Origin of the sequence: Streptomyces tauricus, from assembly GCF_014650955.1 — a bacterium.
In the GTDB taxonomy this organism is placed as follows: Bacteria; Actinomycetota; Actinomycetes; order Streptomycetales; family Streptomycetaceae; genus Streptomyces; species Streptomyces tauricus.
The window spans coordinates 30,824-46,177 of sequence record NZ_BMVY01000022.1 but is presented as its reverse complement, the minus strand read 5'-3'; the positions used below and the strand labels follow the sequence as shown (position 1 = coordinate 46,177).

Here is a 15,354-nt window from a genome sequence, read left to right as displayed (position 1 = left end):
ACAGGTCGGCAACTGGGCTGGAGGTGTAGCCCGTCCGGCGTTCGAGGACCGGGGGTTCGGGGGCGGAGCCCCCGAGTCAGAGTCCGCTGCGGACGGTCCACAGTTCGGGGAAGTGGCGGTGCTCGGCCGCCCTGCGCAGCCAGTTCACGCCGGTCGTGCCCCCGGTCCCGGTCTTGGTGCCGATGATCCGCTCGACCGTCAGCAGATGCAGCGCGCGCCAGCGGCCGAAGCCCTCCGCGATGTCCATCAGTGCTTCGGCCAGCCGGAACATCTCGTCCTCGGGCCCGGCGTCGTACACGTCGGCCCAGGCGCGTTCCACCGCCTCGTGGGGGGTGTGGGGCTGTGCGAGGTCCCGGCCGAGCACCTCCGGCGGGAGGAACGCTCCCCGGCGGGCCAGAAGTGCGAGCGCGGCGTCGTACACGCTGGGCGCGCGCAGGGCTTCCTCGACCTGGTCGCGCACCTTCGGCACATGCCGGTGCGGACGGGCCAGGCGCGCGTCCTTGTTGCCGAGGACGTACTCCAGCATCCGGTACATGTACGACTGGAAGCCCGAGGCGGATCCGAGATGCTCCCGGAAGGCGTTGAACTCGGTGGGCGCCAGTGTGCTCAGTACGTCCCAGGTGCCGGTGAGCAGTGCGACCACCCGGTGGGTGCGGCGCAGTGTCCATACCGCGCCGGGTACGTCGTCGGCGTCCAGGAGTGCGCGTACCGCGACCAGTTCGCCGTACAGCAGCTTGAACAGCAGCTCCTTGACCTGCCCGAGCACGTAGAAGGTCGGTTCGGCGGGCGCGTCGGACAGCGGCTGCTGGAGTGAGAGCAGGACGTCGATGCTCTGGTAGTCGATGTACGGCGTGCTGGAACCGGCGAAGTCGAGGCGGGGTTCGTCGGTGTCGGGCGAGGCCATGGGTGCTCCTGAGGTCAGGCGCCCGGCGGACCGGGGAGCCGGCCGGGGGCGGGGAGGGTCGCGTAGACGAAGGCGTCCGGGCGCAGGGCGACGGCGGCTGCGCGGTGCGCGGCCATCCAGGGCAGCAGGACGGCGTCGCAGTCGACGACGGTGTGCGCGGCGGGGGCGGATTGGGCGGGTGTCACGGTCCAGCACGGCGCCTTGAGCCGGTCCCAGGCCGGTTGCGGCTCGGCCGGGGTACGGGCGTGCAGCAGCGCCCAGCCCCGGCCCAGCACGTCGTCCAGCCGTACCCGCTCGCCCGACGGGTCGATCACCCACGGTTGCGGGATCAGCAGGCCGGACGCCCGGGTGCGCGGCGCGGCCTGGAGCCCGGAGGGGTAGCGCGGGGCCGGGATCGCGGTGGCCTCGTGCATCATGCGGTACAGCGCGGGCCGGCCGGTGACCGTCTTGAGGAGCGGGTTGCGCAGCCGGGCCAGGGCGGGGCGGCGCTCGGTGACCATCCTCCCGATGAACGTGGCCCGTTGCGCCGTGCGCCGCACATGCGGCCGCCTCTCGGCCTCGTAGCTGTCGAGGATCTCCTCGGGCAGTTCGCCGCGGAGGACGGCGGCGAGTTTCCAGCACAGGTTGGCCGCGTCGCGCACACCGGCGGCCATGCCCTGGCCGAGCCAGGGCGGCATGGCGTGCGCGGCGTCGCCGGCGAGGAAGACGCGTCCCTCTCGCCAGCGTTCGGCGGAGCGGACGTGGTGCCGGTAGGCGATGACCCGCTGGACGCGGACGTGGCGCCGGGTGACGCCGTAGCGGGCGAGCAGGGCGAACACGCCGTCGTCGCTGGTGAGATGGCGGATGTCGTCGTCCGGCAGGACGGGGAACTCCCACCGGTGGTGGTGCGGAGGGAACGGGCAGTCGACGGCGGGCCGGTAGGGGTCGCACCGGAACTGGAACCGCTCCCGCCCGGGCCAGGGCTTCACCACCTCGGCGTCGATGATGACCCAGGGGGTGGCGTAGGTCCGTCCCGCGTAGCCGAGTCCCAGACTCTGGCGGACGGTGCTGCTCCCGCCGTCGGCGGCGATGACGTACGAGGCCCGCAGGTGACGTACGCCGCCTTGCCGGACGTGGGTGACCGTGACGTCCACCCCGTCGACGTCCTGGCGCACCCGCAGACACTCGTGGTCGAGCAGGACCTCGACGTTCGGGAAGCGGGCCACGCCTTCGCGCAGGATCCCCTCCACCGCCGGCTGGTGGAAGAACACCTGGGGTGGATAGCCGCTGCCCCGCGGGATGAGTTCACCGCTGGCGATCAGCTGCCCGCGGTCGTCGACGAATTCGATGGGCTTGTCGGGCAGTGTCTGCTCCAGGACGCGCTCGGCCAGGCCGGTGCGCTGCCATACGCGCAGCACCTCCTCGTCGGTGACCAGGGCGCGGGCCCGTGGGTGGACGGCCGCGTCGCGTTCGATCACTGCGACGCGCAGGCCTGTGGCGCCGAGGAGGTTCGCCGCCGTCACACCGGTCGGGCCGTACCCGGCCACCAGCACGTCGTAGACGTCGTCCGGGGCCGGCGTGCTGTTCGTGATGTCGTCCATCCGGCTTCACCCCGCTTCCGGACTGGGGGCCAACTGCGCGGACCCGGAGGGTTCCTGTGCGCTGTCGGAGGGTTCCGGCCGGGTCCGGGCGGCGGCGGGTCCCAGGCCCCACCACATGACGGCCGCGGTGGTCAGGGTGACGCCGGCGGCGACCGCGGCGGCGGTGGACAGCGCGTGGGCGAAGGCCTCGCGGACCGCTTCCTGGGCCGGACCCGGCAGGTCGGCGATGCGCGTCAGGGCGTTCAGGCCCGTCACCGAATCGCCTGGGGCGGGCAGTTCTCCGCCGGCGGCCGGTGCGGCGGGCAGCCGGTCGCGGAACGCCGTCATCAGTACCGAGCCGAGCACCGCGATGCCGAGCGCGGAGCCGACCTCGCGGGAGGCGTCGTGCAGGGCCGAGCCCACTCCGGCGCGCCGTTCGCCCGCCGCTGTCATGACGATCTCGTTCACCACGGTGGCCAGCAGGCCCGCGCCCAGCCCGCACAGCGACTGCACCGCGGCGATCAGCCCGTATCCGGAGGCGGCGCTGACGGTGGTCAGCAGGAGCAGCCCCGAGGTGAGGGCGGTCAGCCCTCCGATCAGCGCGGGCCGCACCGGCGAACGCTGGAGCAGGTACAGGGCGCACACGGCACCGGGGAGCATGCTGACGGTCATCGGCAGGGTTCGCAGGCCGGCCTCCCAGGGCGTGCAGCCGAGCATGGTCTGCAGATACAGGCTGATCAGGAACAGCATCCCGAACGCGGCCATGCACATGACGACGCTCGACACGAGGGCGCACCGTACGCGCCGGTCGCCGCGCAGATCGCGGTCCAGGAGCGGTGCCGGCGTACGGCGCTGCTGGGTACGGAACGCGAGCGCCAGCGCCACGGCGACGGCGTAGGCCGCGAGTACGGGGCCGCTCGTCCAGCCGTGCGCCGGGGCCTCGATCAGCCCCCACAGCACGCAGAGCAGCGCCCCGGACGACAGCAGGCAGCCCGGCGCGTCGACGCGCCCCTTACGTGTGCGGCCGGACTCGGGCACGAAGAACCAGGCCGCGACCGCCACGCCGGCGGCCAGCGGTACGTTCGCCCAGAAACCGGCCCGCCAGGAGAACAGTTCGACCAGCGCGCCGCCCACGACGGGCCCGGACAGACCGCCCACCGCCACCGCCATGGTCCAGGCGGTGAACGCCCGTCGCCGCCGCTCGGGGGTGACGTACAGGCTGGTGATGAGTACCGACATGCCGGCCGGCAGGACGACGGCGGCGCCGGCTCCCATCCCGGCACGTGCGGCGATCACCACGCCCGGTTCGGACGCCGTGGCGCCGAAGACGGACGCGACACAGCACACCAGCGCGCCGGTGATGAACGACCGGCGGTGGCCCCACCGGTCGGACAGGACTCCACCGGCCATGACGGCACCCGCGACGACCAGCGGGAAGCCGTCGATGATCCACTGGATCTGGGCCATGCTGGGCCCCAGATCGCGCTGCAGATCGGGAACGGCGACGTTCAGGATGGTGGCGTCCATGCTGAGCAGGTACAGCCCCGTCAGCACCACGCCCGCCGCCGCCCAGGCGGGTACCGGCCACCGCGCGGCAGGGGGCGGTGGGGCCGTGTCGCTCGGTGCGGGGGCGGGCACGGGAGGGGGAGGCGCGGACATCGTGGGGTCGCGGCCCTTTCTCGGTCGATGGCATGACGGTTCTCGGGCGGTGGACGTGACGGTGTGTCCCGCGACGGTGTTCCGAGGACAGAGGACAGAGGTGCGGGCAGGCCCGGGCAGGTCCGCTCAGGTGACCCGGGCCGGCGTCCGCGGGTAGCGCTCGTAGCGGCGGTCGGCCAGCACGTCCCGCAGCCGGTCCATCGCGTCCCACACCTCGGTGAAGCGGGTGTACAGCGGCGGCATGCCGATTCTCAGCCGGTCGGGAACGCGGTAGTCGCACACCACTGCGGCCTCCGCGGCGAGCGCACGGCACACCCGCCAGGCCTCGGGGTGCGTGAGGGAGATGTGGGAGCCACGCTGCTCGGGGCCGCGTGGGGATGCCAGCCGGACGCCGTGTTCGGTGAGCCAGGCGTCGGCCAGCCGTACGGCGAAGTCCCCGAGGGCCAGGGCCTTGGCACGGACACGGCGGACACCGGCCTGTTCGATCACGTCGAGGGCCGGCTCGACGGCGGCCATGGACAGGACGGGCGGTGTACCGGCCAGGAACCGTTCGACGCCGTCCACCGGCTCGTACGCGTCGCCGAAGTGGAACTGGTCCCGCTGCCCGTACCAGCCCCAGACGGGCTGTCGCAGCGTGGACTGGAGCTCCCGGCGGACGTACAGGAAGGCCGGTGCTCCCGGGCCGCCGTTCAGGTACTTGTACGTGCAGCCGACGGCGAGGTCGCTGCCCGTGCCGCTCAGGTCGACGGGGACGCTGCCCACGGCGTGCGACAGGTCCCACAGCACGAGGGCCCCGTGGGCGCGGGCCAGTTCGTTGACGGCCGCCATGTCGAGCAGCGCGCCGGAGCGGTAGTGGACCAGGGACAGGACGACGAGGGCCACGTCGTCGTCGAGGGCGGCGCCGAGTTGGTCGAGGCCGAGCGCGGTGTCCATCGGGGAACTGACCTGACGTGCCGTCAGGCCGCGTTTCTCCGCCAGGCCTTGGAGGATGTACCGGTCGGTGGGGAAGTCCTGCGCGTCGAACACGACGGCCCCGCGCCCGGGGCGCGCGTCCAGTGCGGCGCTTCGGGGGACCGGCCGGGAGCGCGGTCGACGAACTCGTCCCCGGTGCGGCACACGGGCAGCAGCAGACGGCCCGGTGCCTCAGTACGCCCCGGAGGCCCGCTGCTGCCGCAACGCGGCCACCCTCCGGTACAGTTCCGCCGCCTCCCCCGCCCGCCCCAGCTGCTCCAGGCAGTGGGCCTCGTCGTTGCGGCTGGCCAGGGCATCGGGATGGTCGGCGCCGAGCACCCGCTCACGGGCCCCGGCCACCTGCCGGTACTCCGCGAGCGCGTCTCCCCACCGGCCGAGCCAGCCGAGCCCGACGGCGACCTCGCGTCGGCTCACCAGGGTGTCCGGGTGGTCGGGCCCGAGGACCCGCTCCCGGATGGCGCACACGTCACGGGACTCGGCGAGCGCCTCCTCCCACCGGCCGAGCCGCCCGAGGTTGACGCCGAGGCCGTGCCGGGCGCGCAGGGTCTCGGGATGGGCGGGCCCGTGCACGCGGGTCCGGTCGTCGATGAGTCCCCGGTACAGCTCCAGGGCCTGCGCGCTGTGCCCGAGCCTGCCGAGGCTGATGCCGACCTCGTAGCGGGCGGCGAGCGTGTCCGGATGGTCGGGTCCGAGCGCCTGCGCCCGGGCCGCGGCGACCTCCTGGTAGGTGCCCAGCGCTTCGGTCCAGCGCCCCAACTGGCCGAGCGCGTAGGCGACTTCGTACCGGGTGACGAGGGTGTCGGGATGGTTCGCGCCGAGCACGCGGGCGCGGGCCTCGGCCACCTCGCTCGCCATCCGGTACGAGTCCTCGAGGCGCCCGAGCCTGCTGAGGTTGAAGGCGAGGTTGTGGCGGCAGCGCAGGGTGTCCGGGTGGTCGGGGCCCATCGCGCGCTCCCGGGTGGCGAGCACACCCGTATAGACCTGGTGCGCCTCGAAGTGACGCCCCAACTGACCCAGTACGTAAGCCATTTCCTGGCGGGCCGCCAGGGTGTCCGGGTGCTCGGGGCCGAGCACGTGCTCCCTGGTGCGGGCCACGTGCGTGTACTCGCGCAGCGCGTCGGCGGGGCGGCCCGTGCGGCTGAGGGTGAAGCCGACCTCGTAGCGACTGGCCAGGGTGTCGGGGTGGTCGGGGCCCAGGGCGTGCTCGCGTTCGGCGGCGACGGCGCGGTGCACCTCGCCCGCCTCCGACCAGCGGCTCAGCCGACCGAGGCTCAGCCCGGCGTTGTGGCGGCCGGTGAGTGCGGTGAGCAACTCAGGCGACGGGGTGGGACGTTCGGCGGGCACCGGGTCCGGGGCGCCGCGGGTGTCGGTGCGGGCGATCCAGTCGCCGGTGAGGCCCGCTGCTGCGTCCGGCGGGGTGGCGCGCAGTCCCGCGGCGGTTCCGGTCGCCTTGTGGCCGGTGGTCATGCCGCGGGTCCAGGACGGCAGACGGGCCTCGCGCGAGACAGGCCGCTCCACCGGCTCGGGGCGTCCCGCCGCCTCCGGCCACTCCCGTACCTCGGGCCACTCCCGTACCTCGGGCCACTCCCGTACTTCGGGCCACTTCACCGCCTCGGGTCGGAGCGGCGCGGACACCATGGTCGGCACGTACGCGGGTGTGGTGCGGCCGGCGCCGATCCGCTGTCCCAGTTCGCGGGCGTCGTGCGGTCGCCGTTCGGGGTCCTTGGCCAGCAGGTCGAGGATGATCCGGTCCAGGAACTCGGGGAGTTCGGGCCGGTGGCTTCGCGGCGGCTCGGGTGGTGTGTCGCGGTGTCCGACCAGGACCGCCCACGCGTCGTCGAGGTCGAACGGCGGGGCCCCGGTGGCGATCTCGTACAGCACGCAGCCGAAGGAGTAGAGGTCGCTGCGCCGGTCGACCTCGGTGCCGCCGATCTGCTCGGGGGACATGTAGTGCGGGGTGCCCATCGCGATGCCTGTGCCGGTCAGTCGCGAGGTGAAGCCGATGTCGTGGCCGAGGCGGGCGATACCGAAGTCGCAGATCTTCACCGTCCCGTCGCCCAGCCGCATGATGTTGGCGGGCTTCAGATCACGGTGCACGATGCCCTGCTGATGCGTGTAGGCGAGGGCCGCGGCGACCTGTTCGGCGACGTCCACGACGTCCCCGACCGGCAGCGGATGCTGCCGGTTGTCCTCCAGCAGCTGGCTCAGATTGCGTCCGTCGAGCAACTCCATCACCAGGAACAGGACGCCGTCGGACTCCCCGAAGTCGTGCACGACGGTCACCCCGCGGTGCTGGAGGGCCGCCGCCACCCGCGCCTCGCGCCGGAACCGCTCCCGCAGGACCCGCGTGAACGCGTTCTCGTGATGATGACCCAGCGGTTTGAGGCACTTGACGGCGACCTGCCTGCCCAGCGACTCGTCCCGGGCCCGCCACACCTCGCCCATGCCGCCTCGACCGATCAGGTCGAGCAATCGGTACCGGCCCTGGATGAGCCTGGTCTCCCCCATCTGCCGCGATCGCCCCCGTCGTCCGGACCCGCCCTCCCCTGGCCCGCCCAGTATGACGAGCTATGGTCCGACTTTGTACGGTGCCGGGCGCGAGCCGGGGCCGAGCCGTGACATGGCGCGGATAATGTGTTTGGGCGGCAGTTGCCAGCGCAGACGTGCGGGAACGCAGCGCAGCACGGTGCCTGTGGGGCGTAGCCGACGGCTCACCGCGTAGGGCGACCGTACGGATCTTCCCTACAACTCATGGGCGTGGGGCGGCAGTGAGGCGTACGCGGTCTGCGCCACCCAGCGCCACAACAGGGCCCGTGCCGGGACCAGCGGCGGGTGGACGGGCGGTCTGCGCGTCCGTGAGCCGGAAGCCGGAGCGGCGCAGGACGTGCAGATAGGAGTCGATCTCGGCGCGGTGGACCCCACAGCAGCAGCGCAGTCCCGGCCGAAGAGACCCGGGTCTCCCGTGTGCTTTACGCACGTGTGCTGCACGCCTGTGGGCTCCACACCTGTGTGCTCCACGCCCATGTGTTCACCGTAACTGCCGTATGTGCCGAGCGGCTTGCATATGGCGCGGGCACCGTCGTGGTGATAGCCATGAAGAGACGTCACCGATCGGCACAGGCCGGTGGTACGAGCCGGCGCTCCGTAGGAAGGGAGACGGCACATGCCGCGTCTTGCCCGTTCCGAGTGGTACGACCTCACCCGTGACATGAACTGGTCCCTGTCCTACGTCAAGGAGGAGGAGGCCTGGCCGGCCGAGCTGTCCGACGGCTTCGGGCTGCCGGCCGAGGCGTGGTGGGTGTGGGACGAGCCGTACAAGGTCACGTACCCGGAGTACGTGCACAACCAGTACGGCAAGGACGCCGGTGTATACGCGGTCAACGCCGTCATCGGGCGGTCGAAGGTGTACGAACAGCTGGACCCGGGCTGGAAGTCGGCGATCATCGCGCACTACGGCGTGATCGCGATCCCGGAGTACCTGGCGAGTCTCGCGGAGTCCCGGATGGGCCGGTTCGGGCGTGCGGCGGCATGGCGGAACATGGCGACCTTCGGCACCCTCGACGAGATGCGCCACGGCCAGATCCAGACCTACTTCCCGTACGGGCTGCTGGCCAAGGAGCCGCGGGCCGACTGGGCGCACAAGGCCCTGCACACGAACGAGTGGGGCGCGGTCGCCGCCCGCAGCCTGTTCGACGACATGTTCACCGCGAACGACGCGGTGTCCACGGCCGTCCAGCTGACCTTCACCTTCGAGACCGGGTTCACCAACCTGCAGTTCCTCGGGATGGCCGCGGACGCCAGTGAAGGTCGGGGACGTGGACTTCGGAGCGCTGATCTCCTCGATCCAGACCGACGAGGCCCGGCACTCCCAGCAGGGGGAACCGACGATCAAGCTCCTGGTGGAGCACGGCCGCAAGGATGTCGCCCAGCAACTGGTGGACCACATGTTCTGGCGGTCGTGGCGGCTCTTCGCGCTGCTGACCGGGCTGTCGATGGACTACTACACACCGCTGGAGCACCGCGGCCACTCGTTCAAGGAGTTCATGCGGGAGTGGATCTGCAAGCAGTTCCTGGACCAGTTCCGCGACTTCGGCCTGGAGAAGCCCTGGTACTGGGACGAGCACTTCCTGCCGGAACTCGACTGGTACCACCACGCCCTGCAGCTCGGCATCTGGTACTGGCGCCCGACCGTCTGGTGGAACCCCGACGCGGGTGTCGCTCCCGAGGAGCGGGACTGGCTCGAAGAGAAGTACCCGGGCTGGCACGACAACTTCGGCGGGCACTGGGACGTCATCGCCACCAACCTCAGGGAAGGGCGTCCGGAGGCCACCCTGCCCGAGACGTTCCCGATGATCTGCAACCTGTGTCACGTCCCGGTGGTGGCGCCCGCCGGGTACCGGGCGGGCAAACTCGCCAGCCCGCTGCCGAGGGTCCTCGACCGGGACGGGCGCCGGTACGTCTTCTGCTCCGCGCCCTGCCAGTGGGTCTTCGAACAGGCTCCCCGGCGGTTCCAGGGGCACACCACCATCATCGACCGGTTCCTCGGCGGGCAGATCCAGCCGCCGACGATGGAGGGCGCGCTGGCCTACATGGGGCTGTCGCCCGAGGAGATGGGCCGGGACGCCACCGACTACGCCTGGGCGCATGCCGCGCCGCGCGACCGCACCGCCACCCACGGCTGACACCGGGTCCGACGGCTGCGGTACCGAGGGAGACGGACGGGAACCGAGGGGCACGCAAGGGTACGGAAGGGAAGGCTCGGCGATGGCGCTGTTTCCTCTGCAGGCCCTGTTCGAGGGGGACTTGGTGGTGCTGCTGGTACCGGTGGACGACGGGGACCCGATGACCGTGGTCGCCGACAAGGTGGCCCACCATGTGGTCGACCACCGGGTGGCGGCACGGGACCGGCCGCTGCGGTCCGGCACGACGGGAGGACGCTGCCCGACGACGCCACGGTGGTGAGCGCGGGTGTGAAGCCACTGGACGTGGTGGTCGTGGGGTACGCGTCATGAGCGAGGCTCCGGTGCGCTGGTTCGACGTGCCGGAGGCCGAGGGGTTGTGGGAGGGCGATCTCGTGGAGGCCGAGGTGGCAGGTGAACGGGTACTCGTCGTGCACCACGTCGACGGGTCCTTCGCCGCGTACCAAGGGGTGTGCCCGCACCAGGATTTCCCGCTGGCGTACGGCAAGTGGGACGAGGAGGAGGGCACCCTGACCTGCTCGGGGCACGGCTGGGAGTTCGACCTGGGTTCCGGCGCGGGCGTCAACCCGTCCGGATGCCGGCTCTACCGCTATCCGGTCCGGGCCACCGACGCGGGTGCGGTGCGGATCGGGATCCCACAGGACGGCGAGGCGCACCACCACCGCTGCCGAGAGACGTGAGGACGAGACGATGACCGCACCTGACACAGGCACCCATACCTACGCGGACGCGGACGCGGACGCCGCCGCCGTCACCGCCGCCGTCGCCGTCGCCGAGAAGCTGGTGGGACCCGTGATCCGGGGCATCGACGGGGACCTCGCGGAGGCGGTGGCCGCCGCGATCGAGCGGGACAATCCCGACGCCGAGGTGGTCGTGGACGATCAGGGCGGTTACGTGCGGATCAGCGTGCCCCGGCGGTGCGTGCTGACCCGCGTGAGCCTGGAGGAGGAGCTGGGCCGGGCGTTCCGGCTGAGCGAACTGGAGCCCGCGCTGGCGGCGTTCGCCGGGCGCCTCAAGCAGACCGAGGAGCAGTTGGTCTGGTACCTGGAGAGGCAGGACTGAGCCGTGACCAGTGCATCGAACGCGTCGAACGCATCGACCAGGCGGCAGCAGAAGACGTGGAGCATGTTCGGCGACGTCCGGCGCCGGCCGACACCGTACGAGGTGGTCACCGGCAGGTTCCACTACCACTTCCGGCGCGATCCGGTCCCGTTCGAGATGGACCCCGAGTGGACGCTGAACCAGTGGTACCTCGCGCACCGGGAGGGATCGCCCCTTCAGGTGGATGACTGGGAGGGTTTCCGCGACCCCGCCAAGCTGACCTACCGCGACTATGTCGCGCTCCAGCACGACCGCGAGATCTACCTGGACGCGCTCGTCGACCGGTACGAGGAGAACGACTCCGCGACGGCGCTGGACCCCGGCTGGGTGGACACGTTACGGACGCTGTTCGTCCCCTTGCGCTTCCCGCTGCACGTACTGCAGATGGTCGGCCTGTACGTCGGGCAGATGGCGCCCTCGTCGTACATCACCAACTGTGCCCATTTCCAGGCCGCCGACGAGATGCGCCGGATCCAGCGGATCGCCTACTGGACCAGGGTGCTGGCCGACGCGCATGCCGACGACCTGGCGCGGACCGCCACAGCCCGCCGGGCCTGGGAGGACGGTCCCGCGTGGCAGCCGCTGCGGCAGACCCTGGAACACCTCCTGATCGCGTACGACTGGGGTGAGGCCTTCGCCGGACTCAATCTCGTGGTCAAACCCGCGGTGGACACCCTGGTCGACGAGGTGTTCGGGCAGCTGGCCGAGGCCAACGGGGACCGGTTCCTGGCAGAGTTGTGCACCGAGTTCGCCCGGGACGCCCGCCGCAGCCAGGACTGGACCCAGGCGCTGACGGGCTACGCGATCGAGCGGCGCCCGGAGCTGGCCGGGGTGCTCGACGACTGGGTGACGAAGTGGCGGCCCCACGCCGACGGGGGCGTCGACGGTCTGGCCGCGCTGTTCGCCACCGCGCCCCGGCCGCTCGCCGCTGACGACGTCACCGCGCGCGTCCGCGAGGCCCAGGACGAATTCCTCGTCGGCACCTCCATCTGACGGCCCGGACACCCCCGCGCCGGTTCTGCTGCGCGGCTTCCGCGAGTACACGGACCCGACCGACGGCCTGGCCGCCGATGATCGGCTAGCGCCGTACCCTCGGCATTCCCAGGCCTATCCACGAGATGATCTCCCGCTGGATCTCGTTGTTGCCGCCGCCGAAGGTGAAGATGACGGCCGAGCGGTAGCCGCGCTCCAGGTCGCCGTGGAGGACCGCGCCCGCCGACCCCTCCTTGAGGACGCCCGCGACGGCGACCACCTCCATGAGCCAGGCGTACGCGTCGCGGCGGGCCTCGGACCCGTACACCTTGACCGCGGAGGCGTCCTGCGGAGTGAGGGTGCCTTCCTGGACGGCGTTCACCATCTGCCAGTTGAGGAGCTTCATCGCGTCGAGCCTGATGTGGGTCCGGGCGAGGGTCCGGCGCACCCAGGGCAGGTCGGCGACCCGGCGGCCGTCGGCGAGTTTGGTCTCCATGGCCCAGCGCTGTACGTCGTGCAGGGCGCGGATGGCCATGGTGCCGTGGGCGGCGAGCGTGACGCGTTCATGGTTGAGCTGGTTGGTGATCAGCCGCCAGCCCTTGTTCTCCTCACCGACGCGGCGGGAGGCGGGGACGCGGATGTTCTCGTAGTAGCTGGCAGTGGTGTCGTGCGAGGCGAGGGTGTTGATGAGGGTGCAGGAGTAGCCGGGGTCGGAGGTCGGCACGAGGAGCATCGTGATGCCCTTGTGCGGCGGGGCGTCGGGGTCGGTGCGGACGGCGAGCCAGACCCAGTCGGCCGTGTCGCCGTTCGTCGTCCAGATCTTCTGCCCGTCGACCGTGTACTCGCCGCTCTCCTCGTCGCCCTGCCTGACCGCCCTCGTCTTCAGGGCGGCCAGGTCCGTGCCCGCGTCGGGCTCGCTGTAGCCGATCGCGAAGTCGATCTCGCCCGAGAGGATCCTCGGCAGGAAGTACGCCTTCTGCTCGTCCGTGCCGAACTTCATGATCGTCGGACCGACCGTGTTCAGCGCCATCAGCGGCAGCGGTACGCCTGCCTGGGCGGCCTCGTCGAAGAAGATGAACTGCTCCATCGGCGTCAGACCGCGTCCGCCGTACTCCTTCGGCCAGCCCACGCCGAGCCAGCCGTCGGAACCCAGCCGGCGGATGGTGTCACGGTAGAAGCGCTTCTGCGCGGCCGGGTCGCCGTACCGGGTGTGCACGTCGTCCGGTACGAGTTCGGTGAAATAGGCGCGCAGTTCGGTGCGCAACCGCTGCTGCTCCGGCGTGTATTCGAGATGCACGGCGCCTCCCTGGTTCCCCGGCCCGCTGCCGCGGGCGCCCGGACCTGACGGCGCACACCGTAGAACGTGTTCCAGAAATAGGGAATGCCGGCGACAGGGCCGGGCGGGCCACCGCGGCTGGGTGCGTCACCACAGCCGGGTGGTCACCTCAGCCGGGTGAGGAATTCCGCGCAGGCACGGGCGCAGTCGCGGCAGGCCTGGGCGCCCTCCTCGGAACCGGGGCCGAGGTCGAAGACGTGGGCGGTTTCGAGGCAGACGGTGCGGCACCACTCGACCTGGGAGCGCAGCACGTCCTCGGACTGCGTGGCCTGCTCCGCCAGGAGACGGCACGTCGCGTCGCAGACCTCCGTGCAGAGAATGCCTTTGCGCCGGATCAGTTGCTGGTCCTCGGGACCGTCGATGTCGGCGAGGCCCGCACGCAGGGCACACGCCCTCGCGCACTCGGTGCAGGCCTGCGCACAGGCGAAACGGCCCTCAAGGAAACGAACTAGGTCCTGAAGCTCAGTTACTGACACATGGTCCGGGTAGCCGGAGGCCGCCGCGCCAAACCCGGTGCCGGCCTGCGGGCGACAAGCGGACCGCGCGCGGCCGGCGCGTCGAGTGCGCCGCGTGCGCTGAGTGCGCCGAGTGCGCCGAGTGCGTCCAAGTTATTGACGTGGTCACGACCGCGCTCTACGTTCTGACCGGCTCACCGAACCTCGTTCGATATATCGACAACATCGATGGCGATCACCGGATACCGACAGGCCACGGCGTGCGTGTGCCCCGGCAACCAACCCGGTGCGGGCGACCACTGATCCGCGACAACGTACGGATCGGCAGACAAGGAGGCCCCGTGCGCACTGCGGGCATGCTCACAGGGACAGTGCTGAGTGCCGTGCTGACGACGGCGGCGACCCCGGCGACGGCCGCACCAGCCGTACCGGCTGCGTCGGCCTCATCGGCCGCGACGACCATCGTGGTGGCGGTCGACGGGAACGACTCCGCCGCGGGCACCCTCGGACAACCGCTGCGGACCATCCAGCAGGCCGTCGACAGGGCGAAACCGGGTGACGTCATCGCCGTACGCGGCGGCACCTACCCCCTGACCGACAACATCACCGTCACCACCTCGGGAACGGCGTCCCAGCCGATCTCCCTTGGCGCCTACCAGGGCGAACGGGTCGTCATCGACGGCGAACGGCTGCCGGCCAGTCACACCCCGGTCGGCGGCAGCATCCCGCGCGCCGAGCGTGGCGCCATCCACCAGGAGGCCTCGTACTGGAAGGTCTCCGGTCTGGAGATCGTCAACGGGCCGTACGGCTACTACTGCGACGGCTGCACCAACAACGTGTTCTCCCGGCTCACCACGCACGACAACTACGAGTCCGGCTTCCAGCTCCAGGGCGCCTCCGCGGGCAACCAGATCCTGAACCTGGACAGTTACGGCAACCGCGACCCGCGCAAGAACGGCGAGAGCGCCGACGGGCTGGCCATCAAGGAGGGCGGCGGGACCGGCAACGTCGTGCGGGGCGCGCGGCTTTGGAACAACGTGGACGACGGGTACGACGCCTGGAAGTTCACCTCGCCGGTCGTGGTGGAGAACACGATCGCGTACGGCAACGGCTACAACCGCTGGGACTTCCCCGACTTCGCCGGTGACGGCAACGGCTTCAAGCTGGGCGGCGGGAGTCCGGCCCCCGCGGTGGCCCACACGCTGCGCAACTCGGTCGCGTACCGGAACGCGGCGCACGGCGTCACCGACAACGGCAATCCCGGCGCGCTCGCCCTGAGCCGCAACACGACGTTCCGCAACGCGGGCACGGGCTTCGACGCGGACGGCTCGGGCGGGACGGCGGTCCTCACCGCCAACCTCTCCGTCGCGGACTCGCGGGCCGCCGCCCTCGGCCCGACGACCACGTCCTCGGGCAACTCCTGGGACCTCGGCGGTACTTGGGGTGAGTCGTCGGTCGTGAGCACGGACACGGGCGCCGTCACCGGCCCGCGTACGTCCGACGGCTCGCTGCCGCCCGCCCGCGACTTCCTGGTCCCCCGGGACGGCACACCGATCGGCGCCAGGTTCTGAACCACCCCGCATCGACCAGCCTGCTCGACCAGCCGGCAGGCACGCGTCCCCTAGGAGAGCCGCACATGATCACGCCAGACAGACCCGCCGGACTCAGCGGATCCACCCCCGTGCCGGAGGCGACC

13 protein-coding genes and 2 pseudogenes are annotated in these 15,354 nt (G+C 71.4%); 7 read left to right on the top strand and 8 right to left on the bottom strand.

What is annotated here, in order from left to right; translation table 11 throughout:
- Positions 1–76 precede the first annotated feature (76 nt).
- The 6 genes and pseudogenes from IE278_RS27675 to IE278_RS42490 all read right to left on the bottom strand — a co-directional run.
- Entirely contained in the window at positions 77–904 is an 828-nt protein-coding gene (locus tag IE278_RS27675) for a tryptophan 2,3-dioxygenase (RefSeq protein WP_189775995.1), read from the bottom strand.
- Positions 905–918: 14 nt separating this feature from the next.
- Positions 919–2,484, bottom strand: a complete 1,566-nt coding sequence (locus IE278_RS27670) for a bifunctional 3-(3-hydroxy-phenyl)propionate/3-hydroxycinnamic acid hydroxylase (protein ID WP_189775994.1) — start codon at positions 2,482–2,484, stop codon at positions 919–921.
- Between the two features lie 6 nt (positions 2,485–2,490).
- The gene (locus tag IE278_RS27665; RefSeq protein WP_189775993.1) at positions 2,491–4,122 is read right to left on the bottom strand and encodes an MFS transporter; all 1,632 of its coding nucleotides are present in this window, start codon (positions 4,120–4,122) and stop codon (positions 2,491–2,493) included.
- Between the two features lie 126 nt (positions 4,123–4,248).
- Positions 4,249–5,148, bottom strand: a complete 900-nt coding sequence (locus tag IE278_RS27660) for an aminotransferase class V-fold PLP-dependent enzyme (RefSeq protein WP_246570743.1) — start codon at positions 5,146–5,148, stop codon at positions 4,249–4,251.
- A gap of 117 nt (positions 5,149–5,265) precedes the next feature.
- Entirely contained in the window at positions 5,266–7,602 is a 2,337-nt protein-coding gene (locus IE278_RS27655) for a serine/threonine-protein kinase (protein ID WP_189775991.1), read from the bottom strand.
- A 60-nt stretch (positions 7,603–7,662) separates the two neighbouring features.
- Positions 7,663–8,092, bottom strand: a pseudogene (locus tag IE278_RS42490) (oxygenase MpaB family protein); the annotation flags it as partial.
- A gap of 165 nt (positions 8,093–8,257) precedes the next feature.
- Between IE278_RS42490 and IE278_RS43280 the strand changes: the two are divergent.
- From IE278_RS43280 to IE278_RS27630, 6 genes and pseudogenes are all read left to right on the top strand, one after another.
- Positions 8,258–8,839 (top strand): annotated as a pseudogene (locus IE278_RS43280) (ferritin family protein); the annotation flags it as partial.
- Positions 8,840–8,909: 70 nt separating this feature from the next.
- Complete coding sequence (locus IE278_RS41855; RefSeq protein WP_213089747.1) at positions 8,910–9,776, top strand: ferritin family protein; 867 nt, start codon at positions 8,910–8,912, stop codon at positions 9,774–9,776.
- An 82-nt stretch (positions 9,777–9,858) separates the two neighbouring features.
- Positions 9,859–10,056: a toluene-4-monooxygenase system B family protein gene (locus IE278_RS27645; RefSeq protein ID WP_213089746.1), complete on the top strand. Its 198-nt coding sequence runs from the start codon at positions 9,859–9,861 to the stop codon at positions 10,054–10,056.
- A 46-nt stretch (positions 10,057–10,102) separates the two neighbouring features.
- A complete protein-coding gene (locus IE278_RS27640) occupies positions 10,103–10,474 on the top strand; it encodes a Rieske 2Fe-2S domain-containing protein (protein ID WP_189775990.1) in 372 nt (123 codons plus the stop codon).
- Positions 10,475–10,484: 10 nt separating this feature from the next.
- Positions 10,485–10,856 carry an MmoB/DmpM family protein gene (locus IE278_RS27635; protein WP_189775989.1) on the top strand — a complete coding sequence of 124 codons (372 nt, stop codon included), beginning with the start codon at positions 10,485–10,487 and terminating at the stop codon, positions 10,854–10,856.
- A 3-nt stretch (positions 10,857–10,859) separates the two neighbouring features.
- Positions 10,860–11,888 carry a ferritin family protein gene (locus tag IE278_RS27630; protein ID WP_213089745.1) on the top strand — a complete coding sequence of 343 codons (1,029 nt, stop codon included), beginning with the start codon at positions 10,860–10,862 and terminating at the stop codon, positions 11,886–11,888.
- 85 nt (positions 11,889–11,973) lie between these two features.
- Here the strand turns inward: IE278_RS27630 and IE278_RS27625 are convergent, their stop codons facing one another.
- Both IE278_RS27625 and IE278_RS27620 read right to left on the bottom strand, forming a co-directional pair.
- A complete protein-coding gene (locus IE278_RS27625; protein ID WP_189775988.1) occupies positions 11,974–13,164 on the bottom strand; it encodes an acyl-CoA dehydrogenase family protein in 1,191 nt (396 codons plus the stop codon).
- A gap of 143 nt (positions 13,165–13,307) precedes the next feature.
- Complete coding sequence (locus IE278_RS27620; RefSeq protein ID WP_189775987.1) at positions 13,308–13,679, bottom strand: four-helix bundle copper-binding protein; 372 nt, start codon at positions 13,677–13,679, stop codon at positions 13,308–13,310.
- 335 nt (positions 13,680–14,014) lie between these two features.
- On the opposite strand from IE278_RS27620, the gene IE278_RS27615 reads away from it, so the two are divergent.
- Complete coding sequence (locus IE278_RS27615) at positions 14,015–15,229, top strand: right-handed parallel beta-helix repeat-containing protein (protein ID WP_189776074.1); 1,215 nt, start codon at positions 14,015–14,017, stop codon at positions 15,227–15,229.
- Positions 15,230–15,354: the final 125 nt, after the last annotated feature.